Here is a 25,626-nt window from a genome sequence, read left to right on the forward strand (position 1 = left end):
TATGCTTACTTGACTTTTACCTTTGAATCTAAATTACTCATGTATTAAAAAATTGTTAGTCATTGAGGTTATGTGAATACTTTTTTTTCACTTGTGAGAAATCCGGGCATAGAGTTGCAGCAGGAGCATCATCAAATCGCAGAAATCGACATTATCGTCTACGATGAGTACTTGCAGCCTTTGGAGGGCTGCAAGATTATTAAGAAATCTATTACTTGGATACATAGCTACTTCAATTGAGATTTCATGTGCAACAAGTGCTAAAAACCCCTCAGTAATTCCCTCAAAGAGTGAACTGGTAGAGGGCAAGAATGTAGCATCCTTTCCCCTACAGCATGACAATGTGCTGTTTCATTTCGTGGTTTATTTGGTTAATTACGACATGAAAAGTTAGGTAAATGGGAATGAAGAAGAAATTTATAGTGTGAAGTATAAAGTGGGTAAAAAGCTATTTATCTTCATACCGCAGATTCTGTTCAGTACTATGAGTCTTAATTAGCCTGATTTTTTGCTTTTATCTTGGCTGTAATCTCTTTGTACTTCAATTTGAAGTGCGGAGTGTGGGTTTTAACAAAATAGAGTTTTCGTAAATGCAAAATTAATTAACCCGCAAAAGGAATATCACCCCTGATATTCTAGGGTAATTATCGCTCGCAACTTCAAGTTAAATCGTGAGCATCCCAATTTTTCAATCAATACCTGAAAATGTATTGCTATGGAGATAGTGTGTCCTTGTAATTCCTCGAATTTTCCATCCAGTTTTATAGCTTGTGAGCATTTAGAAAAATTAACTATAAATTACTACTTTATAATTAGCTTCTATACATTTATCCAAAGGTTGATTTTTTAAATATAAATGTCTTGCCGTTCTTCTTAACTCCTCATTAATATTAAGATTTAGTTTTTTCTCTCTTGTAATTGTTAAAATGTAGTTAAGCTTATGCAATTAAGACAAAGTTATGGTTGGAAGTAAAAATTTTGATGATACATTAGCTGCCATCGAGTTAAATGCAGCCCGAAAATTAAACTGGGATTATAATCAGTTCAAAGACTATTTTAGTTTTACAGTAAACAAGGAAGCTATTGAGATAGTCCTCAAAAATAAAATTGACGAATCTCAGTTGAAAAATTTAAAGGAAGCTTTGTTAGATTATGGTTTTCAGTACAAAAAAACCGTCGATGATTTGCTCTTAGTTTTTGAGCAAGATGTTGAATTAAGACAAAGCAATATTATAGATTGCTAGGAATACTGCACTAGCCAGTAATTAGCAATCATGAATGATGTACACTAGGATAAATGAAAATTTTTTGTTATTTGTGATTAGTTGTTTGTCCACTTGCTTTTTCAATTAAGGAGGCAGGGGACGTTCGCGTAGCGTCTCCGAAGGAGAAGGCAGCTTTGCTGGAGTGAATTGCCATAATTAAATTTTCGGCGTTGCATAAATGCGGGATGAATTAAGATTTTTGACGAAGGCTAAAGGTAGATTCTTTGCGCCTTTGCGCCTTTGCGTGAGGTAAAAATCATCCCTAGATTCAGCAATGCCAAATTTTCAATCAGTCTCAGTAAACTAAGATTGAGTGGTTTGAGTAAACAATCCTCAAACCCCATCTCCAAAATTTAGGCAAGACTATCGGTCATCTGGGTTGTGACGCGCATAGACATTGAACGGCTTGTCGCTAGACATTGCTATTTGGGTGATTGTTATTGTCTGCCTATTGGAGAGTCGAACTCGTCATTGCAGACATGGTATTTTTTCGACTCTCCAGGTGATTGTTATTGTCTGGTTATTGGAGATTAGTAATTAGGTAGTCGAAGTAAGTGCTAACAACGCTTGCATCTTCTCCAGATAACATGGAGGTAGTGATGTTCTTCATAGCACGGACACTTTCAGCAACGGCATCAATTGGGGTGCCGAGAGATTTGTACATTTGGCGAACACCAACAATCCCGATCTCTTGAATTGGTGTAATATCTCCAGCTGCTACGCTGTAAGTAATCAACCGTAGGTAGTAATCCATATCCCGCAGGCAAGTGGCAGTCATATTTTCGCCGTAGGCATTGCCACCTGGAGTAACAAGGTATGGAAACCTCTGAAACAGTTGCTTTCCAGCTTGCTTAATAATACGATCGCGGCTTTGAGTTAAAGCTTGCACAAGTTGTAGACGGCGCTGACTGGTCTTAACAAAGATATCGATCTGCTCTAGTTCTCCTGGAGTCAGATAGCGAACCTCTGCATCTGCATTTAGAATTATTTTGGTAATAATACTCATTCACGAACTCCTGAAAGATTTAAATTATGTCTAAAATGCGTTACGCGATCGCATATCAGGACTGCTGTAATGAACAGCATCCCTTCGCCTACAGCATGACAAGGCGCTGTTTCATTTCTAGGTTGATTTGATTAACTACGACATGAAAAATAATCTTTAATATCTAGCGATGAGCAGTGCCGTCGATCTAAAGGCACTGCCCACCAATAGCAAATTTATGATCCGGTCTTAGCTAAAGAAATAATTGGCAGACTCTAAGAGATCGTTGTGCGTTCTTCCATCAGGCATTTTTGCCCCCCTGAGATTAGCGCCGCTGAAATTGGCTCCTTTTAGTCCAGCCCAGTTGAGATTAGCACTGCTTAAATCTGAACAGCTCAAGTCTGCGTTATTCAAATAGGCCCCAGTCAAATCTACCCCACTCAAATTTGCTTTAGCTAAATTTATTCCTCTCCAGTCTGCCTGTCTAAAATTTCTTTCTCCGGCCGCATATCGTCTTAAAACTTCATTGGCATCCATATTGGTTGCCTCGCAACGTGTAGCGTTGTCGCTGTTTATGTTTATATTATAACTCACAATGTGTCATTGTGACATCATCCAGTTTACTCTTTGCGATCGCATCTTGTTAGGTTATGTTGCAAAAACAGGTACACCATCGGGTCAAATTTTTAGAGTTCCATTTAAGTCAATCATCTGTTCTGTAATATTTTTGGCGACACAACGATCTTATTTGCTTCTTCAACTGCGCCACTAAGTGCTTGATCGGCTGTTTCATAACAACCAAACAAGCATGAGTCAAAGTCTGCAATAGGGGATGGGTTGCACTGTAATACGTTATCGATAGCGATCGCGTAAGAATACTTCTTTTGATCTAAAGGGTGGGGATGTACTGCCACATACCACTGTATAGTAATTCCCAACTCAGATTTAGTCCCATCTTTTTCTAGAATTGGTTTGTCCATTGTTGCCTCGACTCCTTATGGCTTTAGCTGATAAGCACTAAGGTACTTTAGTTATATAGCGGAAAGCAAAGCGTCTGTGTGAGAGAATCGCTATCAAATTGGCCAGCAAACAGATACTTCCTAGCCCCAATAAAATGTATGTGGGAGCCATGACTACTCCGATGGTGAACCAAGCAAATACGTGCAGTATCATCAATAGAGCAAAGAAACTAGCAATGAAAGCAGTTTGCCAGATCTCAATAGTCGGACGACCCAAAAGTGTAAAAATTATTGTTGATGAGGTCGCAAGTAGATTCGCTGGAATTAAAAAGGCACAAATTCCAATGCAGTAAGTACTTGAGAATTCAATTAAGTTGTTAAAGTCGAGCATTAATTTACCAATATTGATTTGGATTCAAGTTGCGATCGCCCATTACCATCATGGGCTAAGGCTGCCATTCCGTGTTCTGAAGCACGTAACTCTTTATCAGAGATTTCTGGCTCCTTGGTATAAACTGAACTCAACAAGATATTTAAAACTCCACTTTCTTCAGCTTGACTAACGGCGCGGTGGGTAATCAGTTCGCCCACATTGAGAATTACGTTGTCTTCTGGGTCAAGAATGACACGAGTAACTGGACGACCCAATGCTTGGTCAATCCGTTGCTTCTTCATTGCCCGTGTGCTGCGTCCTTGTAGCTTTTGAGACTGCTTTTTCAAGGTGTGCCAGAAACTGTTGAGGTTCTTTTGGGCGATGCTTGCTCCGTCGCGCAGTTGAACTTTGGTTTCTAACCAAGTGTCACTGGCGCTAGAACGGGCTGCGGTTGCCAAATCTAAACCAGTAGCATTTAGTAATTCTGCTTCTTTACCGTAAGTCTGGGCACGATTAATAACGGATTCGGTCACAATTTGCCCAGATGCCGCAATAATTAAGCCATCGTTAGCCCGTACTGTTTGCAAGACTCTGCGCCCTTTTGCCGCTACGTGTGCAGCCGCCCCATCAACTGAATGACGTAAATTAGCGACGGTACTGTGAGTTGCGCTCTCAATTCGATTGCTAGTAGATTCTGCTGCTGCTTGCAGGTTGCGGCTGATATTTGCAGTTAGACTGCCACCTGTGGCTCGATAGAGTTGATCGAGGATACCCATGCGATCGGCGGCTTCTGCATCGACTAGGGTAACTTCTTGCCCTTGTAGTAGCAATACATTCCCATCTGGAGCCAGTACATCCTGCTCAACGTGCTTACCAATCACATATACCTTTTGCTCCGTAGGGTCAACCAGATTATTTGTCAGCGAAGCAGTCGCATCTCGATTCAGGTCTTGCAGTTTGCTGTTAGTAACATCAGTTGCGGCTTGCAATTGCTCACCTGCATTCTGGCTTGCTTCCTGTAGACTACGGTTCACGTTCTCTACCGAGCTTTGCACTCGCTCATTCACCGTTTGAACTGCTGTTTGCAATCTGCGGTTAGCAGTCTCCGCGGAGTTTTGGAATTTATCGTCAGTTGCGTTAACGGCTCCTCGGATACCACCGACCTGTTCTGCCATCATTTGAGCAGTTTCTGGAGGCACAAAAGCAACATCGACACCAATTTTCAACGTTTCGGGAGCAGGAACAAACGATCGCCCAGAGTAAGCATCGGCAAACACACCACCGGAAACTTCGTATCCTTCCACCAGTCCACTATGCTCATCAAAGAACAAATCAACCAGTCCGCCAAGATCGAGTCCCTCTGTGGTAAGAATTCTCGTGCCTCTCAGGACGATATTCTGACGCAAGATCTCTTTAATTGCTGGAACACGATGTGCCTCAACAACAGATTCTTTCGAGTTAACAACGATCGCATCTAACCCGATAGCTTGCACCTCTTGTAAAGGAATCACTTTTGCATCCCGAAACAGTCCCTTCTCTTTTACCAGGAAGCCCAAAAGTTGATTGCGTTTCTGATCGAAAATTAAATCTTTAATTCGCTCAATTTTTTTACCCGCGTCGTATGTAACGACCACTTTATCGATAATATCACTACCTTTACGCATTTCTTCCTTGCAGTTTTTATTGATTGTGTTGTCCAGTGACTTGTTCGTTCGTTGGCTGACTTTTTAGCTGAAAAAATCGTCCCTCTCGTCCAAAACCAGGAACAATATTCATCACACCAAAGTATTCGTAGAGTACTCCGAAGATGGCGATAATGATAATGAGAATGGTGATGTTTGCTCCAGTATGAGAGCGATGTCCTACGAGTCTTGCCATTTTTTCCTTTTATTTCTTTTATTTATTGTTGTTTTTATAGCTAAACTTGCTGTCAATCTTAGACAAGATTATTTCCAAAAAGAATATAATTCATCCTATTTCTCGGAATATACCTTCGCTCACTTTGTTTTTTAACAAAAAATTCACAAGATATACTTCTAAAGATAGATATTTGATTTAGTTAATTTCAAGTTATTGAATCTATTTTTTAAAATAAATATTTTTAACCCTAGCTATATTGTAGTACTAAAAGATTTTTTTATTTAATTTGCTTGTACGCTATTGTGAAAAAGTTAATTTTGTAGTACACAATACACATTTTTTACGCTATTCAAACTTTTACTTGGAGGGTGTTTGAAAAGTCTAAATTAATAAATGAAAAAGAGAGGGAAAGGGGAAAGGGGAAAGGAACCAGCAATTTCAAAACAGGGGTTTCAAGGTATGGAGTCGGCAATTTTTATCGCACTATGTATCTCCTCAATCTTCTTTGGTGATTAGAAATCGCACGCCAGTTGCTACCCTGCGGGTTCTCCGAAGGAGTACAAGTCGGGCATTGCCCGCCCAACGCACTGGCTCGGCTATACAGACAAAACCCACAGAGGTGGGTTTGAAACCCTTAATTTTTAGTTAGTCCGCGCAGGCGGACTTTGCCTCTGTAGTAGCGAATTATATTCGCCCAAAACTAAAAGTAACGTGAAGATATTTTTTAATCAGTATTAATATCACGAACTCTTATGATTTTAGAAGTTTGAGGTGTGAGAATTAAAGACAAATGTTCATAGATTTTTTGCGGAGGATTTCTTAAATCCCAAACTATTCCCAACCATGAAAGTAGCTTCAGAATGTAATGGGTAACATCTATTTCCCACCAGTAAAAACCTTGCCGTTCTGAAGCAGGATAATAATGATGATTATTATGCCAACCTTCGCCGAGAGTTATAAGAGCTAAAAACCAATTATTGCAACTACTATCTGTTGTGTTAAAACGGCGATCGCCAAATATATGGGCAAGCGAATTAATTGTAAAAGTCGTGTGATAAAGTAGCAAAGTACTTAAACAAAATCCCCACACAAGCATTTGTAACGCAGTCGTTTTTAGCTGAGGAATACACAATTGAAGCGCTATACCAATGGCAGTTACAGTGATTGCTAGCGCAATAGGAACAATCATATGAAAACGGTTTAACCACCGCAATTCTGGATATTTTGCAAAATCTCGGACTTCCTTTTCGTCTGTTTTGGAATATTTGGGACACATCACCCAGCCAACATGCGACCACCAAAAACCACGAACAACCGGAGAATGAATATCTTGTTCTGTATCTGCATAGCGGTGGTGATGACGATGACGCGCTGCCCACCATAGTGGGCCTAACTGAGCTGAGGAATTGCCTAAAACAGCAAGAATAAATTGAAACCAACGCGTTGTTTTATAAGTGCGATGTGAAAAATAACGATGATATCCTGCTGTGATTCCAAACATCCTTATGAACCAAAGGATGAAGCAGGTAATGAGAGCAGGCCAACTAAAACCCACCCAAAAAATTAATAGGCTACTGATATGGATCGATATAAAAGGAATATTACCTAAAATATCTATCTTATATTCTTGTCTTGATAACATAAATTGCAAGCTTTTGATCGGGTTCACAAATACTAATGATTACTATTAAAAAACTTCGTTTGAAATATCTGTAATATTGCAACTTCTGGTTATAGTAATCGGCTTTTTATCTACTGTCGTTGCTCTAAAGAGCTAACTAGTGTTTATAGAGAAGCACTACGTCTTTACTTTTCCAACATGACAAATCGCTGTTTGAGATAACGTTATGGCAAAGGTTAGAGATGTATAAGATGAGTGAATATCGTTTGATTTTGTTACAAAACTTTAAACATTGGCTAAAATTACACTCATTTTCTGACTTATGTATGATTTAACTAGAGCAAAAGATATGTACCATAAGAAAAAGTATAAAGTCCTTAGTATTCATAAAAATTTAAGTTTTGAATTTTAATATGAGTTTTTTGTTTTATGGTCAGGCGATCGCTCCAAGCATCACATATTGGAATTCAACAGGCTAGAAGAGCGTTTGCCCGCAAGGGTTGGACTCAGGAAAATTTTGCATTAGAAGTCGGCTTAAAGACTCGACAACCTGTTTGGCGGTTTTTCTCTGGACGTCCGGTCGATCGTCATATATTTTTGGAAATTTGTTCCATATTGGAATTGAATTGGCGGGAGATCGCTGCCGATCCTCCAGACGAATTCTCCGATCCCACAGAAATTACCCAGGCTGCTGTCTTAAATATTGATGTCTTGGTACAACAAGTACGATCGCAACGCCAGGAAAAAATTCAAGACCAATGCGGGATATTGCAGTTATTAGATATGGGTTATCCCGTTGCGATCGATGATATATATATTGATGTCAATATTCTAGAAGACATCCCCAGCCAACAGTGGTTAGATATCTCTAACCTGCAAAACCTTAAACCAACTGAATTTGACCGTTTTGGCTTAGGTGAGGTTGAACAGAAACAAATACCAGGTATGCAAGCAGTCGAAACTTACTCTAAACTCAGGGTGCTGGGTAAACCAGGGGTAGGTAAAACCACTTTTTTACAACACCTTGCTATTCAGTGCAACCAAGGCGCATTTGCAGCAAACCAAGTTCCTGTTTTCATCGTACTGAGGAATTTTGCGGAAGAATCTAGGGTGAGTGGCGAATTCAACCTCTTACACTACATCCGCCAGGAATTTGTTACGTCTGGAATTTCAGAAGAATCAGTGATTGAAACCTTGCTTGAGAAAGGCAGAGTATTGCTATTGTTCGATGGGATGGATGAAGTTCTTAACCAAGAAAGTAATGCTGTTTTAAGAGAAATTCGTAGATTTTCTGACAAATATCACAAAAATCGGTTTATAGCGACCTGTCGAACGGCGGCTAAAAAGCTCACACTCCGGGGCTTTACCGATGTTGAAATAGCCCCGTTTACCCAAGAACAAATCCGCGCCTTCGCTCGAAAATGGTTTGTGGCATTCACTAAGACAAATACTCAACATGGGCAGGCACAGTCCGTTCAGTTTATTCATAAGCTGGACTTACCCGAAAACTGGCAATTTCGCCAACTTGTCATCACACCCCTATTTCTGCATCTTGCCTGCTGGGTGTTCCACGGTCAGGAAAAATTTCCCACTAAGCGCACTGATTTTTATAAGCAAGGGCTAGATCTTCTCTTGGGCAAATGGGATGAAGCTAGAGGCGTTGAACGGGATGAGGTTTACCGAGGGTTTTTATTACCACAAAAGCTCAAGTTGTTAAGTCAGATAGCAGCCGCAACGTTTGAAGGGGGTAAGTACTTCTTTGAGCAACGCGTTATTGAGCAATACATCAGTGACTATATTCGGAATCTCCCTGAGGTTTCAATGGAGCCAGAGGAACTGCAATTAGAAAGTGAAGCGGTACTAAAGGCCATAGAAGCCCAACATGGGCTACTGACAGAACGAGCGCGGGGAATTTTCTCCTTCTCTTATCTGGCGTTTCAAGAATACTTCACGGCAAGAAAAATCGTTGCCAGCCATAACCTACAGGCATTAGAGCAAGCTCTGGCAGGATTAGTCAGTCACATCACTGACCCTCACTGGCGCGAAATCTTCTTGTTGACAGCCGCCATGCTTCGGAGTGCAGACGGGCTGGTGCAGTTGATGAAGCAACACATTGATGCGCTAGTTGCCCAAGACCCTTACCTCCAAGAATTTTTGACATGGGCAAGCCAAAAATCTCTTACTACCCCGTTGCCACCAAAAGTGGCGAGTACCCGTGCATTTTATCTTGCCCTTGCCCGGAATCCTCACGTAGCTTCTCACTTTACCTTAGCCTGCACCCTCGACCAGGGAATGCTTCTGGATGCCGTGTTAGATAACTTGCTGCTGGAATGTGCCATCGACCACAGCCAAGATTTTGCCTATGCTCATGCCTGTGGAGATGCTCTCTCGAACATTCTGAGTATTGTTTTGGATGCTGGACTCCATAAATCCCTGCAACAACTCAGGGATCAATTGCCAAATCCTAATCAAAACCAAGAAAAATTTCAGGTATGGTGGCACGCACACTCTTCAGCTTGGATTGAACAATTAAAAATGACGGTCAATAATTATCGGAACATTAATCACCATTGGCAGTTTAGTCAACAGCAACACCAAGTGCTACAACGCTACTATGATGCCAATCAGCTACTTCTCGATTGCTTGAATAGCAATTGTGAAGTGACAGCTGCGATTAGGCAGGAAATTGAAGCAACTTTATTGTTGCCTCAGAAGGAACTTGAAGATAGGGAATGGCAATAGGCATTGAGATGAAAAATAAGTATCAGTTATTTAAAGAAAAAGAGGAAAACAGTTATTTGAAATACTAGGTGCGATCGCTCAACCTAGACGGTGATGGACAAGCAGATCTAACCGTTGCGGAGCAGACAAAGCAGTCTACGTCTATCCATTCGAGCATTACGATTACTGGCGGGGTGAATTGCCTAACACAGATCTGCCGCTAGCCGTCTTTGGTGAAAATTTCACAATCACCAGGCTTAGAGAAGACGAGGTGAACATTGGAGATTGCTTCTAACCCGAATTTCTCACAAGAGGTGGAAGGTGTGGGGAGTGTGGGGGGTGTGGGGAGTGTGGGGGGTGTGGGGAGAGATTTCTTCCCCATCCTCCCACACCTCCCACACCCCTGGATTTCTCACAAGTGAGAAATCCAGCCTAACTATGTAGAATATTACCCTTGACATCATTACTCAAGCTGTTATCGATCGCGGCAAATCTCACCCGCGACTGTATGAAATTTACAATTTGCATGATACGGAATTTGATTTTGTTTTGAGATCCGTTACCTTAGCAGAACACTAACTATCAAAGCAACGGCTCAACATTATGTCAACACCATCGATTCAGAATAATCCGCTAATTGGCATTTGGAAGTTAATTTCTGCAACAGCTATTCACGCTGATGGAACGGTGACTCAAGACGTGTATGGAACTCATCCTGTTGGCTACATCACTTACACAGAGGATGGTCACATGATGGTGATGTTTTCTAGGAGCGATCGCTCACCGCTGAGTCAAGAGATCCAATCGCCGCTGACTCACCAGATGCAATCTTTACCCGTAAAAGAACTCGCTCAAGCGTTCACAACATTCAATGGTTACGCTGGAACATATACATTGAGCGGCAACACAGTAACTCACCAGATCGAAATTGCATCGATACCTAATCGGGTTGGTACAACGTTAGTTCGCACTTTTACTCTCAGTGAGAACCGAGTGACGCTCTTGACACCGCCAGTCTTAAATGATGGTGTTGAAACGGCTTTTGAGCTGGCGTGGGAACGCATTTAATTTTTCAATGCTAAATCACCCAAATAAGTATAGCCGTAGTCACATAGGTTAGGACATAATGACAAGCGTAAATGCTATGAATAGCAATAGTTTTACCTTCTGCCTTCTGCCTCCTGCCTCCTGCCTCCTGCCTTCTGCTATAGTTACACAAAAATATTTATGCTTTTTCAACACGACTAAAATCGGTGTATTCTTTAACTGTTCGCTGTTAAGAGTTAAAAGTTACTTTTGTGAACTAGATAATTTATTTTGCACGACTACTTAATCAGGTAAAGATTCGCGGTTTCCGCATCGAACTAGGAGAAATTGAAACTTTGTTGAGCCAGCATCCAGAAGTGCGGGAAATAGCGGTTATCCATCGGCAAGACCAACTAACTAGGTAACAAGCAGCTTGTCCCCTACGTTGAATCCATCTAGCGCGATCGCACTGCGCCAGTTTTTGAAACAATGTCCAGCATAGGAGTTGCAATAGAACCTGATAAACTAAGATTCTAACTGCCAAACTTTAACAGATTTATCACCACTACCACTATATAAAGTTTTCCCATCACTACTTAATGCAAGTCCATAAATTCCACCTGCATGTCCAGTAAGTTCCATGACTGGTTTCCCTGTTTTGATGTCGCGTAATATGATTTCTCTACCTAAACCACCAGTAATAAATGTCTTGCTATCCGGACTTATAATTAACGCATCAATACTCGTACCCAACGAAAAATTATGAACTAGCTTTGCAGTTTTTAAGTCCCAAGCTTTGAAACTTTTCCCGTCTGTGCTTCTGAGTCCACCAGATTGAAAGCTATCGTCGTATCCACCACACAGAAGCATTTTCCCATCATTACTAACAGCAAGGGTAATTGGGGCTGATGCTCGCTCTGAACCGTTGATGAGGTCTTCCTTTTTGGGTAGTGGTGGGGTAAAACTGCGTAGTTGTTTACCTGTTACTAGACTCCAAACCCGAATTTTTCCCCCATTTTCACCTCCGCTGAAAAGGGTTTTACCATCACGACTAATTGCAAGTGCTGTTGCTTCTACTTTCAGTATCCGGTGAATTTTTCGAGTTTTGAGATTCCGAAATTTAATAGTTTGATCGCCGCTACCACTGATTAAAGTTTGCCCATCTGGGGTCAATAACATTGCTCTCACCCCTGTTTTTTCGGCAATTGTGCGAATTTCCTTTCCTGTTTGTGTATTCCAAAATTTGATAGTGTTATCGAAACTGGTACTAATTAGAGTTTGATCGTCTGGAGTTATCACTATTGATTTAATGCGCTCGCGGTGTCCAGTTAAAGTGCGAAGCAATGCACCTGTAGTAGGATTCCAAAGTTTGATTGTTTTATCATCGCTACCACTAGCAAGAACTTGACCACTGGGGGAAAGATTTAATGCACGGACAGGTTCAGTATGCCCTGACAAAGTTAATTTCAACCGCTTTGGTTGTTCGGTATTTGCAAGAGTATTAAGTGTATTTGCTATAACCGGAATGCTAGCCATCATACTAAATGGTGGAACTAGGAAAAAACTAAGTAATGATAAGGTTTTAAATAGGATGGGTAATTTCATGGCGCTCTTGTTGAAACTGTAAGAAGTCAAGCTAATAAACCTTGCTTTCCTTAGACAGATAAAAACTGACTCCAGCATAATTCTTCATCCTTGCTGTGTCATTTTCATAACTTGTTTTCCGATCCTTACCTTTCTTAAAAGGTACGCATAAAAGCAATTTCAGACTCTAGATAGCTCTTGGTTGCTCCTTTCCAATATTGACAAAATTCAATAATTGCCCAACTCGTAATGTGGCGCACTACCATATATCCGCACCTGCTGTTTTGCTGTTGCATCAAGGGGATAAATCCGTAAATTATGCTCGGATAAACTCAACAATTTCTCTTCTACAATAGTCAGATAAAGATCGTTCAGCTTTCCCAATGACTGCAACAGATTTTTAACTGTCTCTTCCAGGGCATCAAAATATATTCGAGCAAGACACTGGCACTGCGTAGAAATGCCAGCGATCGCCTTTTGTAACATCTTCGATTACAATACTCGCACTTAACCTATCCGTTGCCTTATGCTGGCTTAATAACAGCGATGGCTGCACCAACGCCAAGGGCGAACCGTGCAAAGCAAACAGCAATTAAATTAACGCTAGTAAAGTCAATGTATTTTCAGTGCTTAAGGCGCTACTTTTTCTCGAAACTGTTTACCAGCAGAAAAAGCAGGCACTCTAGTAGCTGGAATCGTGATTGTCTCCTTCGTTTTGGGATTACGCCCTTCACGCTCGGAGCGTTCCCGTCGCTCGAATGAGCCAAACCCTACCAGCGTTACCTTCTCACCATTCGCTACAGCTTCGGTAACGACTTCTAAAAAAGCTGAGATCACTTCATCAGCTTGCTTTTTTGTAATATTGACCTTGGCTGCCACAGTATCTACTAATTCACCTTTGTTCATAAATGACCTCAAAGCATTCAAATAGATAGAATTTAGCATCACTAACTCATATTAGGAAAGGGGAAAAGGAAGAAAAATCAAGCAACACATGAAAATTAACAATACTACTACAAGGTCTTTTGAGCTTTATCCAACATCTACCGCAGCAAATCCCATTCCCCCATACTTGAGCTAAACATTCAAAAAGCCACCCCATCACTAACTCTTTTAAGCTTTGTAATGCCAATTTGAAAATTATTTGTTTTTTGCGTAAAGTACAGAACTTGAGGTGAATCTTATTCTATAACAGTATTTACTATGCATAAACCGGAGACAGAAATATAAGTCTCCCATATAATTTACTCCTATCAAAGACTGCTCTGGCTTTCGTCCAGGGCAGTTTTATATTGACGGGGAACCGATTCAACTGTGCCCGCTAGTGAAATTATCTGCCCTGTGCTGACAGCAGAATTTACCAGGCACAAGGCAGTCCCGATGAAACAAGTTTCACAACCAAGCATGAAAATGGGCAGGGAGCAGGGGGAATTAGAGTATTGAGGTATCTACATCGATATTAGTCGAAGTAGTATTTTCAAGCTAGAAGGCTCCAAGGGAATCTACGTTTAAAAACGTGGGATTGAATCAAAGACGCTCTGTTACAAAGGTCAGCAGTTTCTATACCAAAACCGCCAGAGGTTGCAAAATAAACAATTCTCTACTTATGGTAGGTGACAGCGGAACAAAATATAGTGATACAAATTTTCTAGCAGCATACTTTGTAGTACAAAAGTAGTATAAATCGAAATTTTATTATTTCCTGACAAACTTGTGCCAAATTTGACTTGATTAAACTCAAAGGAAAGTGACGATGAAAAAAGTAGCAGTGTTTGGCAATGCTGGAGGCGGTAAATCAACTCTCAGCAAGAGATTATCCCAAATCACTGGTTTGCCACTTCACGTTTTGGATAAGATTCAATATCAATCAGGAGGTACTGAGGTTCCGCATGAAGATTATAAACGCGCCCACAAGGAAATTTTAGTTACTGATCAATGGATTATTGACGGGTTTGGTTGCATGGAAACTCTCTGGCAACGCCTTGATGAGGCGGATACTTTGATTTTTGTCGATCTACCGCTGTATGTGCATTTTTGGTGGGTAACTAAACGATTTATCACAGGTTACTTTCAACCACCAGAAGGCTGGCCCAAAAACAGTCCAATATTGAAGAGTTCCCTTACTAGCTATCGTGTGCTTTGGTTGTGTCACAAATATTTAACCCCAAAATATCGTGAGTATATCGGGCAGGTTCAAAGCATCAAAAGTGTTTATCACATTCGCTCAACTAAACAGATTTCGCAATTTTTTGAATTAATTGATGCAAGAAACTAACTTTTGTTCAGCCGCGCCCTTTGCCCAAAATGAAAAATTTTCAATGGAACCCGAAATATCCGAAATATAAAAGATGGATATGTCCTAGAAGGTTTTATATTTAATTTTGCCTAGCTACTTAGTAGCTTAGTTATGGTATCTCAAACCGCAGAGTTAACGAAGGCACTAGTCAACAGTAATCGTTACTTTGACAAACTGGGTATGAGTTCAATCACCAGAACAATTACTGCACTATTGTATAATTTTGTAAAGATTTTATAGGAATTGGCGTAAAGCTATCAGCTTGATACTGAATAGTTTACTAGGTTCTCTTTACCCTTTAAGCATGAAAGAACAGACTTAAACCATTATTTACAGCCTTTTTCATGTATTTGAACTACATCTGTCAGTCTCCCCTGCTTATCCGAACCCTATTGGAATATCTCTGGGAAAAATACAAATGCTGGGAGAAATCTACTGTATGAAAATTAATGAGAATGAATCAACAACTTTTCCTATAGAAGTCAAAGTAATATCTACCCAGTCAGAGCAAATTATTGACCAGCCTTCAGTACCTAAAAGCAAGTCAGACTTTAAGACTAAAGAGGAGAAACAACAATATTTAGCCAATTTAGCAGAAGACACACGGCATAGGCTAAAACGAAGTGCTATGGATATTTATTGTATTGGTCTGAATTTACTAGAAGCTCAAAACATTACAGAGCATGGTGAGTTTTTACCTTGGTTACGGCAGGAGTTCGGAATGGGAAAAACTTCAGCTTATGAGTTTATCAATGTTGCTAAGGCATTTGAATCCAAATTTCCGATAATCGGAAATTTGATTAACAATATCACTCCTACTGCTCTCTATAAGCTGGCAGCCCCTAGTACTTGCCAAGCAGCTAGAGATGAAGCAATAGATATTGTCAAGGCAGGACAAGTAGTAGATCCAGATGTTGCTAGAAATCTCATCAAAAAATATAAAACTCCTAAAGCAGTAAAAAGCCAGCAACAAAAAACCTCTTCAGTTAATCAAGAGAGCGAGCCAAACCAAGTAGAAGTATTATTCCTAGACAAGGTTGAAGTTGGTCAGAGCGAACAAACAAGTAGCAATTCTATATCGTCCTCTTCCACGCCTCAACAGAATGAACTACAAAAATTAGTAGCAGAGCGTGATACTTATAAAGCCCAAGTAGAAGACCTACAGATAATAAATGAGCAACTTCAGCTAGAGATTAAAAAACTGCATTCAGAATTAGCTTTATTGCAAATCAGCATGACTATGAATGGTCTACATTAGACTTCTTGCAGAAGTCGGGTAAAGGGGGAAAGGTTTGGTATTTTCCTTTCCCCTTTAACCTTTTCCCACCTCTTGCAAAAAACACTTTTGCAACAGGTCTAGTGAAAGTGGAAGGAAATATAAAGTTTGCAGTATCTTGCATAAAACTAAAAAACTAACCTGATTAATATTTGAGGGTTCGATAAACAAAATTCTCCAACTTATGAACTCTAATTAAAGAAATTATTGCAACATTTTCACGGGATTCAAAGCAATGATTATTGTTATGCAAGTAGGAACGCCATCAGTAGAAATTGAGCGTGTTCTTGAAGAAATTCATCATTATGGAATTAAGCCAGAAATATGCCAAGGTCAGCATAAAGTAGTAATTGGGTTGGTAGGAGAAACGGCAGAAAGAGACACAAGACAAATTCAAAATCTCAGTCCTTTTATTGAGCAGGTAATTCGGGTAAACAAGCCATTTAAACGGGCTTCTTTAGAATTTCGTTATGGTGAAGCTAGTGAAGTAGTTGTATTAACACCAAATAAACCTGTAATCTTCGGTCAAAATCATCCTTTAGTGGTAGTAGCTGGACCCTGTTCTGTAGAAAACGAAGAGATGATTGTAGAAACAGCACAGCGAGTTAAAGCAGCAGGAGCGCAGTTTTTACGAGGAGGAGCATATAAACCCCGCACGTCTCCCTATGCTTTTCAAGGTCATGGTGAAAGTGCTTTAGAGTTATTAAATAGAGCTAGAGAAGCTACAGGCTTAGGGATTATTACAGAAGTCATGGATACATATGACCTAGACAAGGTAGCTCAAGTGGCAGATGTCATCCAAATCGGCGCTCGTAATATGCAGAATTTTTCCCTGCTCAAGAAAGTCGGAGCGACAGGTAAGCCAGTATTATTAAAGCGTGGACTTGCAGCCACAATTGAAGATTGGTTAATGTCAGCGGAATATATTTTGGCAGCAGGTAATCCGAATGTAATTTTGTGTGAGCGGGGAATTCGCACATTTGACCATCAATATACACGGAATACCCTGGATATATCTGCAATCCCAGTATTGCGATCGCTAACTCATTTGCCAATTATGATCGATCCCAGCCATGCTACAGGGAAATCTGAGTTTGTGCAACCGATGACTATGGCAGCGATCGCTGCTGGTGCAGACTCAATGATGATAGAAGTTCATCCTAATCCAGCCAAAGCCCTTTCAGACGGGCCACAATCTTTAACTTTGGAAGCATTTGACCAATTAATGAAAGAAATGGTTGTTGTGGGTAAATTCTTTGGTCGTTGGCCTCAAAACAATCATCCAGTTTCAACACCCAAAATAACCTCCAAATTTACCAGCACCATCAGTGTCTAAATAAACTTAAAATCACTAAAAAATGGAAAATTAAAGCTATTCAACAAACCTTAAGTTTGACTTTTCAAGTCTCGCTCGGTAGTTGCTTAAGTTTACCTGGTAATTTCCAAACTTTACATCTCTATTAACAGGTTTACTACGATTTGAAGCAATATTGATTTGTCAAAAATTGGTGCGTTCTTAACCAACCGCGAATGCAGAGATTTAACTTTGTCCAATGTACTTTAAGTAATTTGAGAGGACTGGCTAATGTATTTAAATACCCATAGCTATACAACCACAGGTGAAATTTATGTATCTCGCTTTGTAATTGAGACTTCAATAGATACTGCCATTCAAGACACCCTATCATGTCTTGATTCGCAACGTGGAGGCTTGTTCAAAAGTAGCTACGAATACCCAGGACGTTATAAGAGATGGGGAATCGGTTTTGTTAATCCACCTTTAGAACTTGTTACTCGCTCTAACTCCTTTACAATCGCTGCACATAACGAGCGAGGCATGAAACTGCTTCCTTATCTGACAGAGCATCTATATCAGCATCCGCAACTAATGGCAGTTAAACTGCAAAATTCTTCTATCACTGGATATGTCAAAGCAGCAGAACATCTGTTTTCAGAAGAAGAAAGGAGTAAGCAACCATCTATATTCAGCATTGTTCGTGAGATTTTATATATCTTTAATAGTCCTGAAGATGAGCATTTGGGGCTTTATGGCGCATTTGGCTACGACTTAGTTTTTCAGTTTGAGCAGATGCCAAAGCATTTAATTCGTGCAGAAGACCAAAGGGATTTAGTACTTTATTTACCTGATGAACTGGTAATTATTGACTACTATCAGCAAAGAGCATTTCGTTTGCAATATGAATTTACAACCAAGTACGGTAGCACTGAGGGTCTACCTCGCACTGGAGAACTTATTGATTACAGAGGTAAGCGTTCTACCCCTACTCAAGCTTCCGACCATGCACCTGGTGAGTATGAGGAACAAGTTAAGAAAGCACTTGAATACTTCCGTCGTGGTGATTTATTTGAGGTTGTTCCCGGACAAAACTTCTTTCAATCCTGCGAAAATCCACCAAGCGAACTGTTCCAAACTTTACAGCAAATAAATCCTAGCCCCTATGGATTCCTTCTCAATTTAGGTGGTGAGTATCTTATAGGTGCATCCCCAGAAATGTTTGTGCGCGTCGAAGGCAGACGAGTAGAAACTTGCCCAATCAGCGGTACTATCCGCCGAGGAAAAGATGCTATTGATGATGCGGCTCAAATTCTCAAGCTGCTCAATTCAGGCAAAGATGAAGCTGAATTGACCATGTGTACCGATGTCGATCGCAACGATAAATCTCGAATTTGTGAGCCTGGTTCTGTTAAAGTTATTGGCCGTCGCCAAATTGAGATGTACAGTCATTTAATCCACACAGTAGACCATGTTGAAGGAATATTACGTCCAGAGTTTGATGCCTTGGATGCATTCTTGAGCCATCTTTGGGCAGTGACAGTTACAGGCGCACCAAAACGCTGGGCAATGCAGTTTATCGAAGAACACGAACACAGCCCTCGACGTTGGTATGGTGGAGCCGTTGGTTATTTAACCTTCAAAGGCGACTTCAACACCGGTTTGACTCTGCGGACTATCCGACTCAAGGATTCAATTGCAGAAGTGCGAGTGGGTGCAACAGTTCTTTATGACTCAGATCCAGAAGCCGAAGCTCAAGAAACCCTCACTAAAGCTGCTGCTTTATTCCAGACACTCTATCAGGCTAAATATAAAGCTAGCGATTTTTCGCACGGTAATATTAACCCTCAACAAGTTAGCACCGGACAAGGCAAACGAGTCTTACTAATTGACCACGAAGACTCATTTGTACACACCCTAGCAAACTATATCCGTCAAACAGGTGCCACAGTCAAAACACTACGTCATGGCTTTTCAGAATCAGTTTTTGATAGAGAACGTCCAGACCTTGTTGTTTTATCTCCCGGCCCTGGCAGACCCAGCGATTTTTGCGTCACAGAGACAATTGCTGCGTGCATCAAACGTCAAATCCCGATCTTTGGTGTTTGTTTAGGATTACAGTCAATTGTTGAAGCCTTTGGTGGCGAACTGGGAATTCTCGACTATCCCCAGCATGGCAAAGTATCTCGTGTTTCTGTCGTAGCGCCTGATTCTGCCATTTTTCAAAATATACCGCGATCATTTGAAGTTGGTAGATACCATTCATTGTTTGCCAAGAGAGAAAGTCTTCCTAAAGAACTCAAAGTTACAGCGGTGTCTGAAGATGGCACGATCATGGGTATCGAACATCAAACACTGCCAATTGTGGGTGTTCAGTTCCATCCAGAATCAATCATGACTCTGGTAGGAGGCGTTGGTCTGACGATTATTCAGAATGCAGTCCATACATTAACAACTAAAAAACTTGCCTCAGTTATTGCAGATCGCAAGTAATTCACCCCAGTATTTAATCGCTAAAGCAATAACTACCAACCTAAATTTCGACTTCTACAGACTATATGCCGAATCGTCAGTATCAAACAACTGAGTTCTTAACTACCACTGATAACCAAGTGACAGTCCTATCAGAAAAACCCCCCCATATTCTCGCAGAGATTGTATTGTATAAACAGCAAGAAGTCGCTCAAAGACGCGAACAACTGCCTCTAGAAGTGTTAAAAAATCAAGTTAGCACTGCCCCTTTTCCACGGGATTTTCTCAGTGCTTTGCAACATAATCCTCATAAACCCAGCTTGATTGCAGAGGTGAAAAAAGCTTCGCCTAGTAAGGGAGTCATTTGTGCAGACTTCGATCCCATCAGAATAGCCCAAGCATACGATCGCGGTGGTGCCACCTGTTTATCAGTGTTAACCGATGAAAAATTTTTCCAAGGTAGTTTTGAGAATCTGCAAAAAATTAGAGAGAGTGTAGCACTGCCATTGTTGTGTAAAGAATTCATTATTGACCCATATCAAATTTATCTAGCAAGGGTTAATGGGGCAGATGCAGTGTTACTAATTGCTGCCATCTTATCTGATGAAGCTCTCCAGAATTTTCTAGAAATTGCTCAATATTTGGGTATGAATGCTCTAATAGAAGTGCATACTAAGAGCGAACTTGACCGGGTGCTGGCATTACAAAATGTGCAATTGGTTGGGATTAATAACCGCAATCTCGAAGATTTTACCGTTGACTTAGCAACAACTCAATCCTTGATAAAACAGCGTCAGAAACAAATAACTAGCTTAGGGATAACAGTTGTAAGTGAGTCTGGTTTATACACATCGGCTGATTTAGCTAGAGTTGCCCAGTGGGGAGCCGATGCAGTTTTGGTTGGAGAATCTTTGGTCAAGCAAACTGATATAGAACAGGCTGTAAAACGTTTGTTGAATTTAGACCAGTAGATTTTATTGTCAATACTCAAGGCTATTTTGTTACATCCAATAGGGTAAACTTTGGCTCCGGTTTTGCTTTGATATATGGCAGGAGGCAGGAGGCAGGAGGTAAAAGTCTTACTATGCCTGGCATTCAAGTTTCACTACCGCTATACCTATCAGTCTGATTCAGTAAAAATTTCAATTAGTTATTAACTTTCAGTGGATCTTTAACATGGCTTCTATCTCTCAACACTTTGAATCTTTACGTGCAAACAACCAATGTGCTTTAATTCCCTTTTTGACTGCTGGCGATCCTAGTTTAGATATTACAGCAGAAGCTTTACGCGTTTTAGATGCTAGCGGTGCTGACTTTATTGAACTGGGAATTCCCTACTCAGATCCCCTCGCAGACGGCCCTGTGATTCAAGCAGCAGCAACCCGTGGTTTAAAACAAGGGACTCGATTAGCTCATGTTTTAGAAATGGCTCATACAGTCATTCCTAGTTTGCGATCGCCAATTATTCTGTTTACTTATTACAACCCAATTTTGAATTTGGGCATTCGGCAGTTTTTAGAACTTGCTGCTGCATCGGGAATTAAGGGGTTAGTAATTCCTGATTTACCTTTGGAAGAAGCCAGGGAAGTACTAGAACTTGCTGATGCTGTTGGTATTGAAGTTACATTGTTAGTAGCTCCTACAAGTTCCCAAGAGCGGATTGAAGCGATCGCTCGTCAATCTCGTGGATTTATCTACCTCGTGAGCGTTACAGGTGTAACTGGTGTGCGCTCCCAAATCGATACTCGTGTTAAAAATGTCATCAAAGAAATCCGCAGTATAACTAACAAACCTATTGGTGTTGGTTTTGGCATCTCTCAACCAGAACACGCTCGTCAAGTAACAGATTGGGGTGCTGATGCTGTTATTGTTGGAAGTGCCTTTGTGCAGCGTTTAGCGGAAGGTACACCATACCGAGGGCTGCGAGCCATCAAAGATTTCTGTCACGATTTGAAGACATCAATTACCCCTGTTTTGAGTTGAAGGAGGCAGGAGGCAGGAGGCAGGAGGCAGAAGGCAGAAGGCAGGAGGCAGAAGGCAGAAGGCAGAAGGTATTGTTCATACCAAGTTGCAATCATACGTGGTATTTCTCCTCTATCTCCTCTGCTCTCCTGCTCCCCTGCCCCCTGCCCCCCTGCCTCCTGCCCCCTAACTCCTGCCTTCATCGAACAGATTTCAAGTTAATGAAGTACACCATCTAGGTCTGATAGCTAGACCAAGAAACTATTCTAATTCTGAATTCTGCTCTGTTTACCCAATTACACGATAAAAGTTCGGAGATTTTATGTTAACAAACGCACAACCTATTGCTCTTTCCACTCCACTAAACAAGCAGCAACCTAATGCACTTGGTAGATTTGGTCAATTTGGTGGTAAGTACGTACCAGAAACTTTGATGTCGGCTCTTACTGAGTTAGAAACGGCATTTGAGAAATACCACAAAGACCCGCTATTCCAAAATGAGCTTCAAGAAATGCTGCGGGATTACGTTGGACGTGCTACCCCTCTCTACTTTGCACAACGACTCACTGCCCGCTACGCTAGACCTGATGGTACGGGACCGCAGATTTATCTCAAACGTGAAGATTTAAATCATACGGGAGCGCACAAAATTAATAACGCTTTAGGGCAAGTACTTTTAGCCAAGCGGATGGGCAAACAGCGCATTGTTGCAGAAACAGGAGCCGGTCAGCATGGTGTAGCCACAGCAACTGTATGCGCTCGTTTTGGTCTACAATGCGTGATTTACATGGGCATTCACGACATGGAACGGCAAGCCCTCAATGTATTTCGGATGCGGCTGATGGGAGCAGAAGTTAGACCCGTAGAAGCAGGGACAGGAACTCTTAAAGATGCAACCTCAGAAGCAATACGGGATTGGGTCACAAATGTGGAAACAACCCACTACATCCTGGGGTCAGTTGCTGGGCCACATCCCTATCCAATGATGGTGCGATACTTTCAAGCAGTAATAGGTAAAGAAACTCGCGCTCAAGCCCTAGAAAAATGGGGAGGATTACCGGATATTCTTCTGGCTTGTGTAGGTGGAGGTTCTAATGCGATCGGGCTTTTCCATAATTTTGTAGATGAGCCATCTGTACGCCTAATTGGAGTTGAGGCGGCGGGTGAAGGTATTGATACCGATAAGCACGCAGCAACTCTAACACAAGGCAGAGTAGGAGTTTTGCACGGTGCTATGAGTTATGTGCTACAGGATGATGAGGGCCAGATTGTTGAGGCACATTCTATCAGTGCTGGGCTAGATTATCCTGGTGTTGGCCCTGAACACAGTTATCTCAAAGATATTGGGCGAGCTGAATATTACAGCATCACAGACGAACAAGCTTTAGCCGCATTTGAATCGATCTCTCAACTAGAAGGAATTATTCCCGCCCTAGAAACGGCTCATGCGATCGCATACTTGGAAATACTTTGCCCCCAACTAACTGGTAGTCCCCGGATTGTAGTCAACTTTTCCGGGCGCGGAGACAAAGATGTACAAACTGTTGTCAAGTTTCTCAACCTGAATCAAGCTTAAATATTTAGGACTTGTGCATCAAGTAGGAAATGTAGGGGCAATTCATGAATTTCCCCTACATTAAATCAACGCTTTCACCATCTTTTTGCCTAAGTCCTGGTATTGCTCAATAATCTGACTTTTGCTGTTAAGTCCAGAAACATAGCAATAGTAAGGGTTTCAGGCTACAGTTTGTTATCAATAAATTATATTTAAGATAATACAGTTCAGATAAGACCAAAACACTTGTAGAGACGGCGATTTATCGCGTCTGGTAAAACCCACAATTTTGTACAATTAGCCTTTAACCCAAGCGTATTGATATTTAAGGGACTTTCAATAAAAAAACATCCCATCGTAGGGGCGCACAGCTAGCTGTGCGCCCCTACAAATGTACAAATAACTTGAGATAATTTATTTTTTGGAAGTCCTTAAGCGTATTGCAAGTTTATGGGGTACAATAATAACAGGTCATCAACCAGCTTTCAAATGCACAATATTAATTAAATCGAGTGCATATTCTTGTACTGGTTGGAGAAAACTGGCAAAGAAAAGTTTTTAATTGTGACCACCAATATTCGATCTGAAACACTACTTCTGACTTGATGTCTCTCCACATGTACAGACATTTTTTCAAAAATCAAATCATAGTCCTAATATTAGGAGAATACAAATGGCTCGTATTTTAATCGCAACAGTGCCAGCAGCTGGACATGTTAACCCGATGGTTTCAGTTGCCAAACATTTGGTAAATCGTGGGCATACGGTCTGGTGGTATACCGGCGAGGTATTCCAACGCAAGATTGAGCAAATCAAAGCTACTTATAAACCGATGCAAACCGCTTATGACTTTGGCGGTATGAGCCGGGAAGAAGCTTTTCCGCAGACAAAAGGGCTTCAACGCTTGCCACTCTTTATTGAAGGTTACAAGTGTATCTTTGTTGATGAAGCCCCCAAACAAATGGAAGATATACTTGAGCTTCTAAAGGAGTTTCCTGCTGATATACTCATTGGTGATGATATGTGCTACGGTCTAGGCTTTGTACACGAAAAAACCGGCATCCCATTAATAAGCATCAGCAATTCAATCTACGTATACAACAGCAGAGATACTGCGCCATTTGGTTTAGCTTTACCACCAGATAAGTCACTGTTCGGGCGAATACGCAATAGTGTCTTGCACTTTTTTCTCGATCGCATCACGTTGCGCGAACTGTACACCTACATTGACAAGACTCGGAATCGCGTAGGACTACAAAAACTCAACAAAAGTGCATTGGGACGTATTACCCAGCCTCCGGATTTATATCTGCTGGGAACTGTGCCTGAGTTTGAATATCCTCGCAGCGATATTTATGAACACACGCATTTTGTTGGTGCCTTTATTAGCCCACCAGTAGAGCAGTTTGACCCACCAGAATGGTGGAATGATCTGTATGGCGATCGCCCAGTAGTTCTTGTCACCCAAGGCACTGTAGCAAATAACGACCTAAACCAGCTAATCGTTACAACAATGCAAGCGTTGGCTCATGAGGATGTACTTGTTGTGGCAACCACAGGAGGAACCCCCATCGAAAGCATCAAGCTCGATCCACTACCAAGTAATATACGTGTCGAGCAGTTCATTCCGTATGACTTCCTCTTGCCGCATATAGATGTGATGGTGACGAACGGTGGGTATAACGGTGTACAAGCGGCTTTATCTAACGGAGTGCCTCTGATTGTGGCAGGTACAACGGAAGAAAAGCCAGAAATTGCAGCCCGTGTGGCCTGGGCTGGCGTTGGTATCAACTTGAAGACGCGAACCCCATCGCAAGCACAGATTCGTGATGCCATAAAAACTATCCTGCACAACCCACGCTACAAGCAAAAGGCTTTGCAATTGCAGGCGAAATACAAGCAATATGATGGGCCGCAGCGTGCTGCTGACCTTATCGAACAGCTTTTAGAGACAAAAAAGCCAGAGCAACTTACATTAGGCTTAGCTTAATATTTCAAAAATTGGCGTTGCTGATTTTATGTATGAAAACGATTGTGGATGATATCAAAATCCTTGTAGAGGCATTGCAATTGCAACGTCTGTACAAGGATTCATACCGCAATTCAGCAACGCCCAAAAATTGGTTTTTGTCGAAGATAAACTAGTAGTCTATCGCATTAATTTTGCTAGGTAAACTCATTTTCGATTTCTCTTCTTTTCTTCTTCCTTAGCGTTCTTTGCGTCCTTTGCGGTTCGTTATTTTACCCCTCATAATTAATGCGACGAACCACTAGTGGTCTATCGCATTAATTTTGCTGGGTTAGAATGGAAACAGAGAGTCGAGCGATCGCAGATCAGAAGAGTATGCCAAAAAAGCACATAGTAAAGCTAACACAA

The 25,626-nt window shown here is 41.2% G+C and carries 22 protein-coding genes and 1 pseudogene; 12 read left to right on the forward strand and 11 right to left on the reverse strand.

Features of this window, described 5'->3' with window-relative positions; all coding sequences use genetic code 11:
- Positions 1–87 precede the first annotated feature (87 nt).
- Complete coding sequence (locus tag H6H03_RS35810) at positions 88–225, reverse strand: hypothetical protein (protein ID WP_190959761.1); 138 nt, start codon at positions 223–225, stop codon at positions 88–90.
- 734 nt (positions 226–959) lie between these two features.
- Between H6H03_RS35810 and H6H03_RS35815 the strand changes: the two genes are divergently transcribed.
- The gene (locus H6H03_RS35815; RefSeq protein WP_190959762.1) at positions 960–1,244 is read left to right on the forward strand and encodes a hypothetical protein; all 285 of its coding nucleotides are present in this window, start codon (positions 960–962) and stop codon (positions 1,242–1,244) included.
- Positions 1,245–1,785: 541 nt separating this feature from the next.
- Here the strand turns inward: H6H03_RS35815 and H6H03_RS35820 are convergent.
- From H6H03_RS35820 to H6H03_RS35845, 7 genes are all read right to left on the reverse strand, one after another.
- Positions 1,786–2,271, reverse strand: coding sequence for an allophycocyanin (locus H6H03_RS35820; RefSeq protein WP_190959763.1), 486 nt, complete (start codon positions 2,269–2,271; stop codon positions 1,786–1,788).
- Positions 2,272–2,499: 228 nt separating this feature from the next.
- Complete coding sequence (locus tag H6H03_RS35825; RefSeq protein ID WP_313932016.1) at positions 2,500–2,844, reverse strand: pentapeptide repeat-containing protein; 345 nt, start codon at positions 2,842–2,844, stop codon at positions 2,500–2,502.
- 113 nt (positions 2,845–2,957) lie between these two features.
- A complete protein-coding gene (locus H6H03_RS35830) occupies positions 2,958–3,230 on the reverse strand; it encodes a hypothetical protein (protein WP_190959764.1) in 273 nt (90 codons plus the stop codon).
- A 37-nt stretch (positions 3,231–3,267) separates the two neighbouring features.
- Positions 3,268–3,600: a hypothetical protein gene (locus H6H03_RS40870; RefSeq protein ID WP_242058154.1), complete on the reverse strand. Its 333-nt coding sequence runs from the start codon at positions 3,598–3,600 to the stop codon at positions 3,268–3,270.
- Positions 3,600–5,246: a PRC-barrel domain-containing protein gene (locus H6H03_RS35835; protein ID WP_190959765.1), complete on the reverse strand. Its 1,647-nt coding sequence runs from the start codon at positions 5,244–5,246 to the stop codon at positions 3,600–3,602. Before H6H03_RS35835 ends, H6H03_RS40870 begins: the two co-directional genes overlap by 1 nt.
- Positions 5,247–5,262: 16 nt before the next feature.
- On the reverse strand, positions 5,263–5,460 hold the full coding sequence (locus tag H6H03_RS35840) for a hypothetical protein (protein WP_190959766.1): 198 nt from the start codon (positions 5,458–5,460) through the stop codon (positions 5,263–5,265).
- A gap of 706 nt (positions 5,461–6,166) precedes the next feature.
- On the reverse strand, positions 6,167–6,943 hold the full coding sequence (locus H6H03_RS35845) for an acyl-CoA desaturase (protein WP_242058155.1): 777 nt from the start codon (positions 6,941–6,943) through the stop codon (positions 6,167–6,169).
- Between the two features lie 549 nt (positions 6,944–7,492).
- On the opposite strand from H6H03_RS35845, the gene H6H03_RS35850 reads away from it, so the two are divergent.
- The 3 genes and pseudogenes from H6H03_RS35850 (at position 7,493) to H6H03_RS35870 (ending at position 10,852) form a co-directional block, all read left to right on the forward strand.
- Positions 7,493–9,805: an NACHT domain-containing protein gene (locus H6H03_RS35850; protein WP_190959768.1), complete on the forward strand. Its 2,313-nt coding sequence runs from the start codon at positions 7,493–7,495 to the stop codon at positions 9,803–9,805.
- Positions 9,806–9,977: 172 nt separating this feature from the next.
- A pseudogene (locus H6H03_RS40875) lies at positions 9,978–10,079 on the forward strand (MOSC domain-containing protein); the annotation flags it as partial.
- A gap of 308 nt (positions 10,080–10,387) precedes the next feature.
- The gene (locus H6H03_RS35870; protein WP_190959770.1) at positions 10,388–10,852 is read left to right on the forward strand and encodes a lipocalin-like domain-containing protein; all 465 of its coding nucleotides are present in this window, start codon (positions 10,388–10,390) and stop codon (positions 10,850–10,852) included.
- Positions 10,853–11,335: 483 nt separating this feature from the next.
- Here the strand turns inward: H6H03_RS35870 and H6H03_RS35875 are convergent, their stop codons facing one another.
- The 3 genes from H6H03_RS35875 to H6H03_RS35885 form a co-directional block, all read right to left on the reverse strand.
- Positions 11,336–12,415 (reverse strand): WD40 repeat domain-containing protein, encoded by a 1,080-nt coding sequence (locus H6H03_RS35875; protein ID WP_190959771.1) that lies wholly within the window; start codon positions 12,413–12,415, stop codon positions 11,336–11,338.
- 207 nt (positions 12,416–12,622) lie between these two features.
- A complete protein-coding gene (locus H6H03_RS40880) occupies positions 12,623–12,880 on the reverse strand; it encodes a CRISPR-associated endonuclease Cas2 (protein WP_242058156.1) in 258 nt (85 codons plus the stop codon).
- Positions 12,881–13,024: 144 nt separating this feature from the next.
- The gene (locus H6H03_RS35885) at positions 13,025–13,300 is read right to left on the reverse strand and encodes an HU family DNA-binding protein (protein ID WP_190959772.1); all 276 of its coding nucleotides are present in this window, start codon (positions 13,298–13,300) and stop codon (positions 13,025–13,027) included.
- Positions 13,301–14,147: 847 nt separating this feature from the next.
- On the opposite strand from H6H03_RS35885, the gene H6H03_RS35890 reads away from it, so the two are divergent.
- The 8 genes from H6H03_RS35890 to H6H03_RS35925 all read left to right on the forward strand — a co-directional run bounded on the left by H6H03_RS35890 (position 14,148) and on the right by H6H03_RS35925 (position 25,239).
- Positions 14,148–14,669, forward strand: a complete 522-nt coding sequence (locus H6H03_RS35890) for an adenylate kinase (protein ID WP_190959773.1) — start codon at positions 14,148–14,150, stop codon at positions 14,667–14,669.
- Positions 14,670–15,129: 460 nt separating this feature from the next.
- On the forward strand, positions 15,130–15,948 hold the full coding sequence (locus H6H03_RS35895; protein WP_190959774.1) for a DUF3102 domain-containing protein: 819 nt from the start codon (positions 15,130–15,132) through the stop codon (positions 15,946–15,948).
- A gap of 253 nt (positions 15,949–16,201) precedes the next feature.
- The gene (aroF, locus tag H6H03_RS35900; protein ID WP_190959775.1) at positions 16,202–17,302 is read left to right on the forward strand and encodes a 3-deoxy-7-phosphoheptulonate synthase; all 1,101 of its coding nucleotides are present in this window, start codon (positions 16,202–16,204) and stop codon (positions 17,300–17,302) included.
- Positions 17,303–17,551: 249 nt separating this feature from the next.
- Positions 17,552–19,753 (forward strand): anthranilate synthase, encoded by a 2,202-nt coding sequence (locus tag H6H03_RS35905; RefSeq protein WP_190959776.1) that lies wholly within the window; start codon positions 17,552–17,554, stop codon positions 19,751–19,753.
- Positions 19,754–19,818: 65 nt separating this feature from the next.
- On the forward strand, positions 19,819–20,703 hold the full coding sequence (gene trpC / locus H6H03_RS35910) for an indole-3-glycerol phosphate synthase TrpC (RefSeq protein WP_190959777.1): 885 nt from the start codon (positions 19,819–19,821) through the stop codon (positions 20,701–20,703).
- A gap of 205 nt (positions 20,704–20,908) precedes the next feature.
- Positions 20,909–21,715 carry a tryptophan synthase subunit alpha gene (gene trpA, locus H6H03_RS35915; protein ID WP_190959778.1) on the forward strand — a complete coding sequence of 269 codons (807 nt, stop codon included), beginning with the start codon at positions 20,909–20,911 and terminating at the stop codon, positions 21,713–21,715.
- A 301-nt stretch (positions 21,716–22,016) separates the two neighbouring features.
- A complete protein-coding gene (gene trpB / locus H6H03_RS35920) occupies positions 22,017–23,270 on the forward strand; it encodes a tryptophan synthase subunit beta (RefSeq protein WP_190959779.1) in 1,254 nt (417 codons plus the stop codon).
- Between the two features lie 652 nt (positions 23,271–23,922).
- Complete coding sequence (locus H6H03_RS35925) at positions 23,923–25,239, forward strand: glycosyltransferase (protein ID WP_190959780.1); 1,317 nt, start codon at positions 23,923–23,925, stop codon at positions 25,237–25,239.
- The last annotated feature ends 387 nt before the right edge of the window (positions 25,240–25,626 follow it).

The sequence above is a fragment of the Nostoc paludosum FACHB-159 genome (genome assembly GCF_014698835.1).
GTDB lineage: Bacteria > Cyanobacteriota > Cyanobacteriia > Cyanobacteriales > Nostocaceae > Nostoc > Nostoc paludosum.

Excerpts from the sequence above, each read along its gene's own strand:
- H6H03_RS35885 (WP_190959772.1), bottom strand. The coding sequence starts at position 13,300 with ATGAACAAAGGTGAATTAGTAGATACTGTGGCAGCCAAGGTCAATATT.
- trpA (WP_190959778.1), top strand. The coding sequence starts at position 20,909 with ATGGCTTCTATCTCTCAACACTTTGAATCTTTACGTGCAAACAACCAA.
- H6H03_RS35815 (WP_190959762.1), top strand. The coding sequence starts at position 960 with ATGGTTGGAAGTAAAAATTTTGATGATACATTAGCTGCCATCGAGTTA.
- H6H03_RS35810 (WP_190959761.1), bottom strand. The coding sequence starts at position 225 with ATGTATCCAAGTAATAGATTTCTTAATAATCTTGCAGCCCTCCAAAGG.
- H6H03_RS35835 (WP_190959765.1), bottom strand. The coding sequence starts at position 5,246 with ATGCGTAAAGGTAGTGATATTATCGATAAAGTGGTCGTTACATACGAC.
- H6H03_RS35845 (WP_242058155.1), bottom strand. The coding sequence starts at position 6,943 with ATGTTTGGAATCACAGCAGGATATCATCGTTATTTTTCACATCGCACT.
- trpC (WP_190959777.1), top strand. The coding sequence starts at position 19,819 with ATGCCGAATCGTCAGTATCAAACAACTGAGTTCTTAACTACCACTGAT.
- H6H03_RS35830 (WP_190959764.1), bottom strand. The coding sequence starts at position 3,230 with ATGGACAAACCAATTCTAGAAAAAGATGGGACTAAATCTGAGTTGGGA.
- H6H03_RS40880 (WP_242058156.1), bottom strand. The coding sequence starts at position 12,880 with ATGTTACAAAAGGCGATCGCTGGCATTTCTACGCAGTGCCAGTGTCTT.
- H6H03_RS35850 (WP_190959768.1), top strand. The coding sequence starts at position 7,493 with ATGGTCAGGCGATCGCTCCAAGCATCACATATTGGAATTCAACAGGCT.
- H6H03_RS35905 (WP_190959776.1), top strand. The coding sequence starts at position 17,552 with ATGTATTTAAATACCCATAGCTATACAACCACAGGTGAAATTTATGTA.
- H6H03_RS35820 (WP_190959763.1), bottom strand. The coding sequence starts at position 2,271 with ATGAGTATTATTACCAAAATAATTCTAAATGCAGATGCAGAGGTTCGC.
- trpB (WP_190959779.1), top strand. The coding sequence starts at position 22,017 with ATGTTAACAAACGCACAACCTATTGCTCTTTCCACTCCACTAAACAAG.
- H6H03_RS35890 (WP_190959773.1), top strand. The coding sequence starts at position 14,148 with ATGAAAAAAGTAGCAGTGTTTGGCAATGCTGGAGGCGGTAAATCAACT.
- H6H03_RS35840 (WP_190959766.1), bottom strand. The coding sequence starts at position 5,460 with ATGGCAAGACTCGTAGGACATCGCTCTCATACTGGAGCAAACATCACC.
- aroF (WP_190959775.1), top strand. The coding sequence starts at position 16,202 with ATGATTATTGTTATGCAAGTAGGAACGCCATCAGTAGAAATTGAGCGT.
- H6H03_RS35925 (WP_190959780.1), top strand. The coding sequence starts at position 23,923 with ATGGCTCGTATTTTAATCGCAACAGTGCCAGCAGCTGGACATGTTAAC.
- H6H03_RS35870 (WP_190959770.1), top strand. The coding sequence starts at position 10,388 with ATGTCAACACCATCGATTCAGAATAATCCGCTAATTGGCATTTGGAAG.
- H6H03_RS35895 (WP_190959774.1), top strand. The coding sequence starts at position 15,130 with ATGAAAATTAATGAGAATGAATCAACAACTTTTCCTATAGAAGTCAAA.
- H6H03_RS35875 (WP_190959771.1), bottom strand. The coding sequence starts at position 12,415 with ATGAAATTACCCATCCTATTTAAAACCTTATCATTACTTAGTTTTTTC.
- H6H03_RS40870 (WP_242058154.1), bottom strand. The coding sequence starts at position 3,600 with ATGCTCGACTTTAACAACTTAATTGAATTCTCAAGTACTTACTGCATT.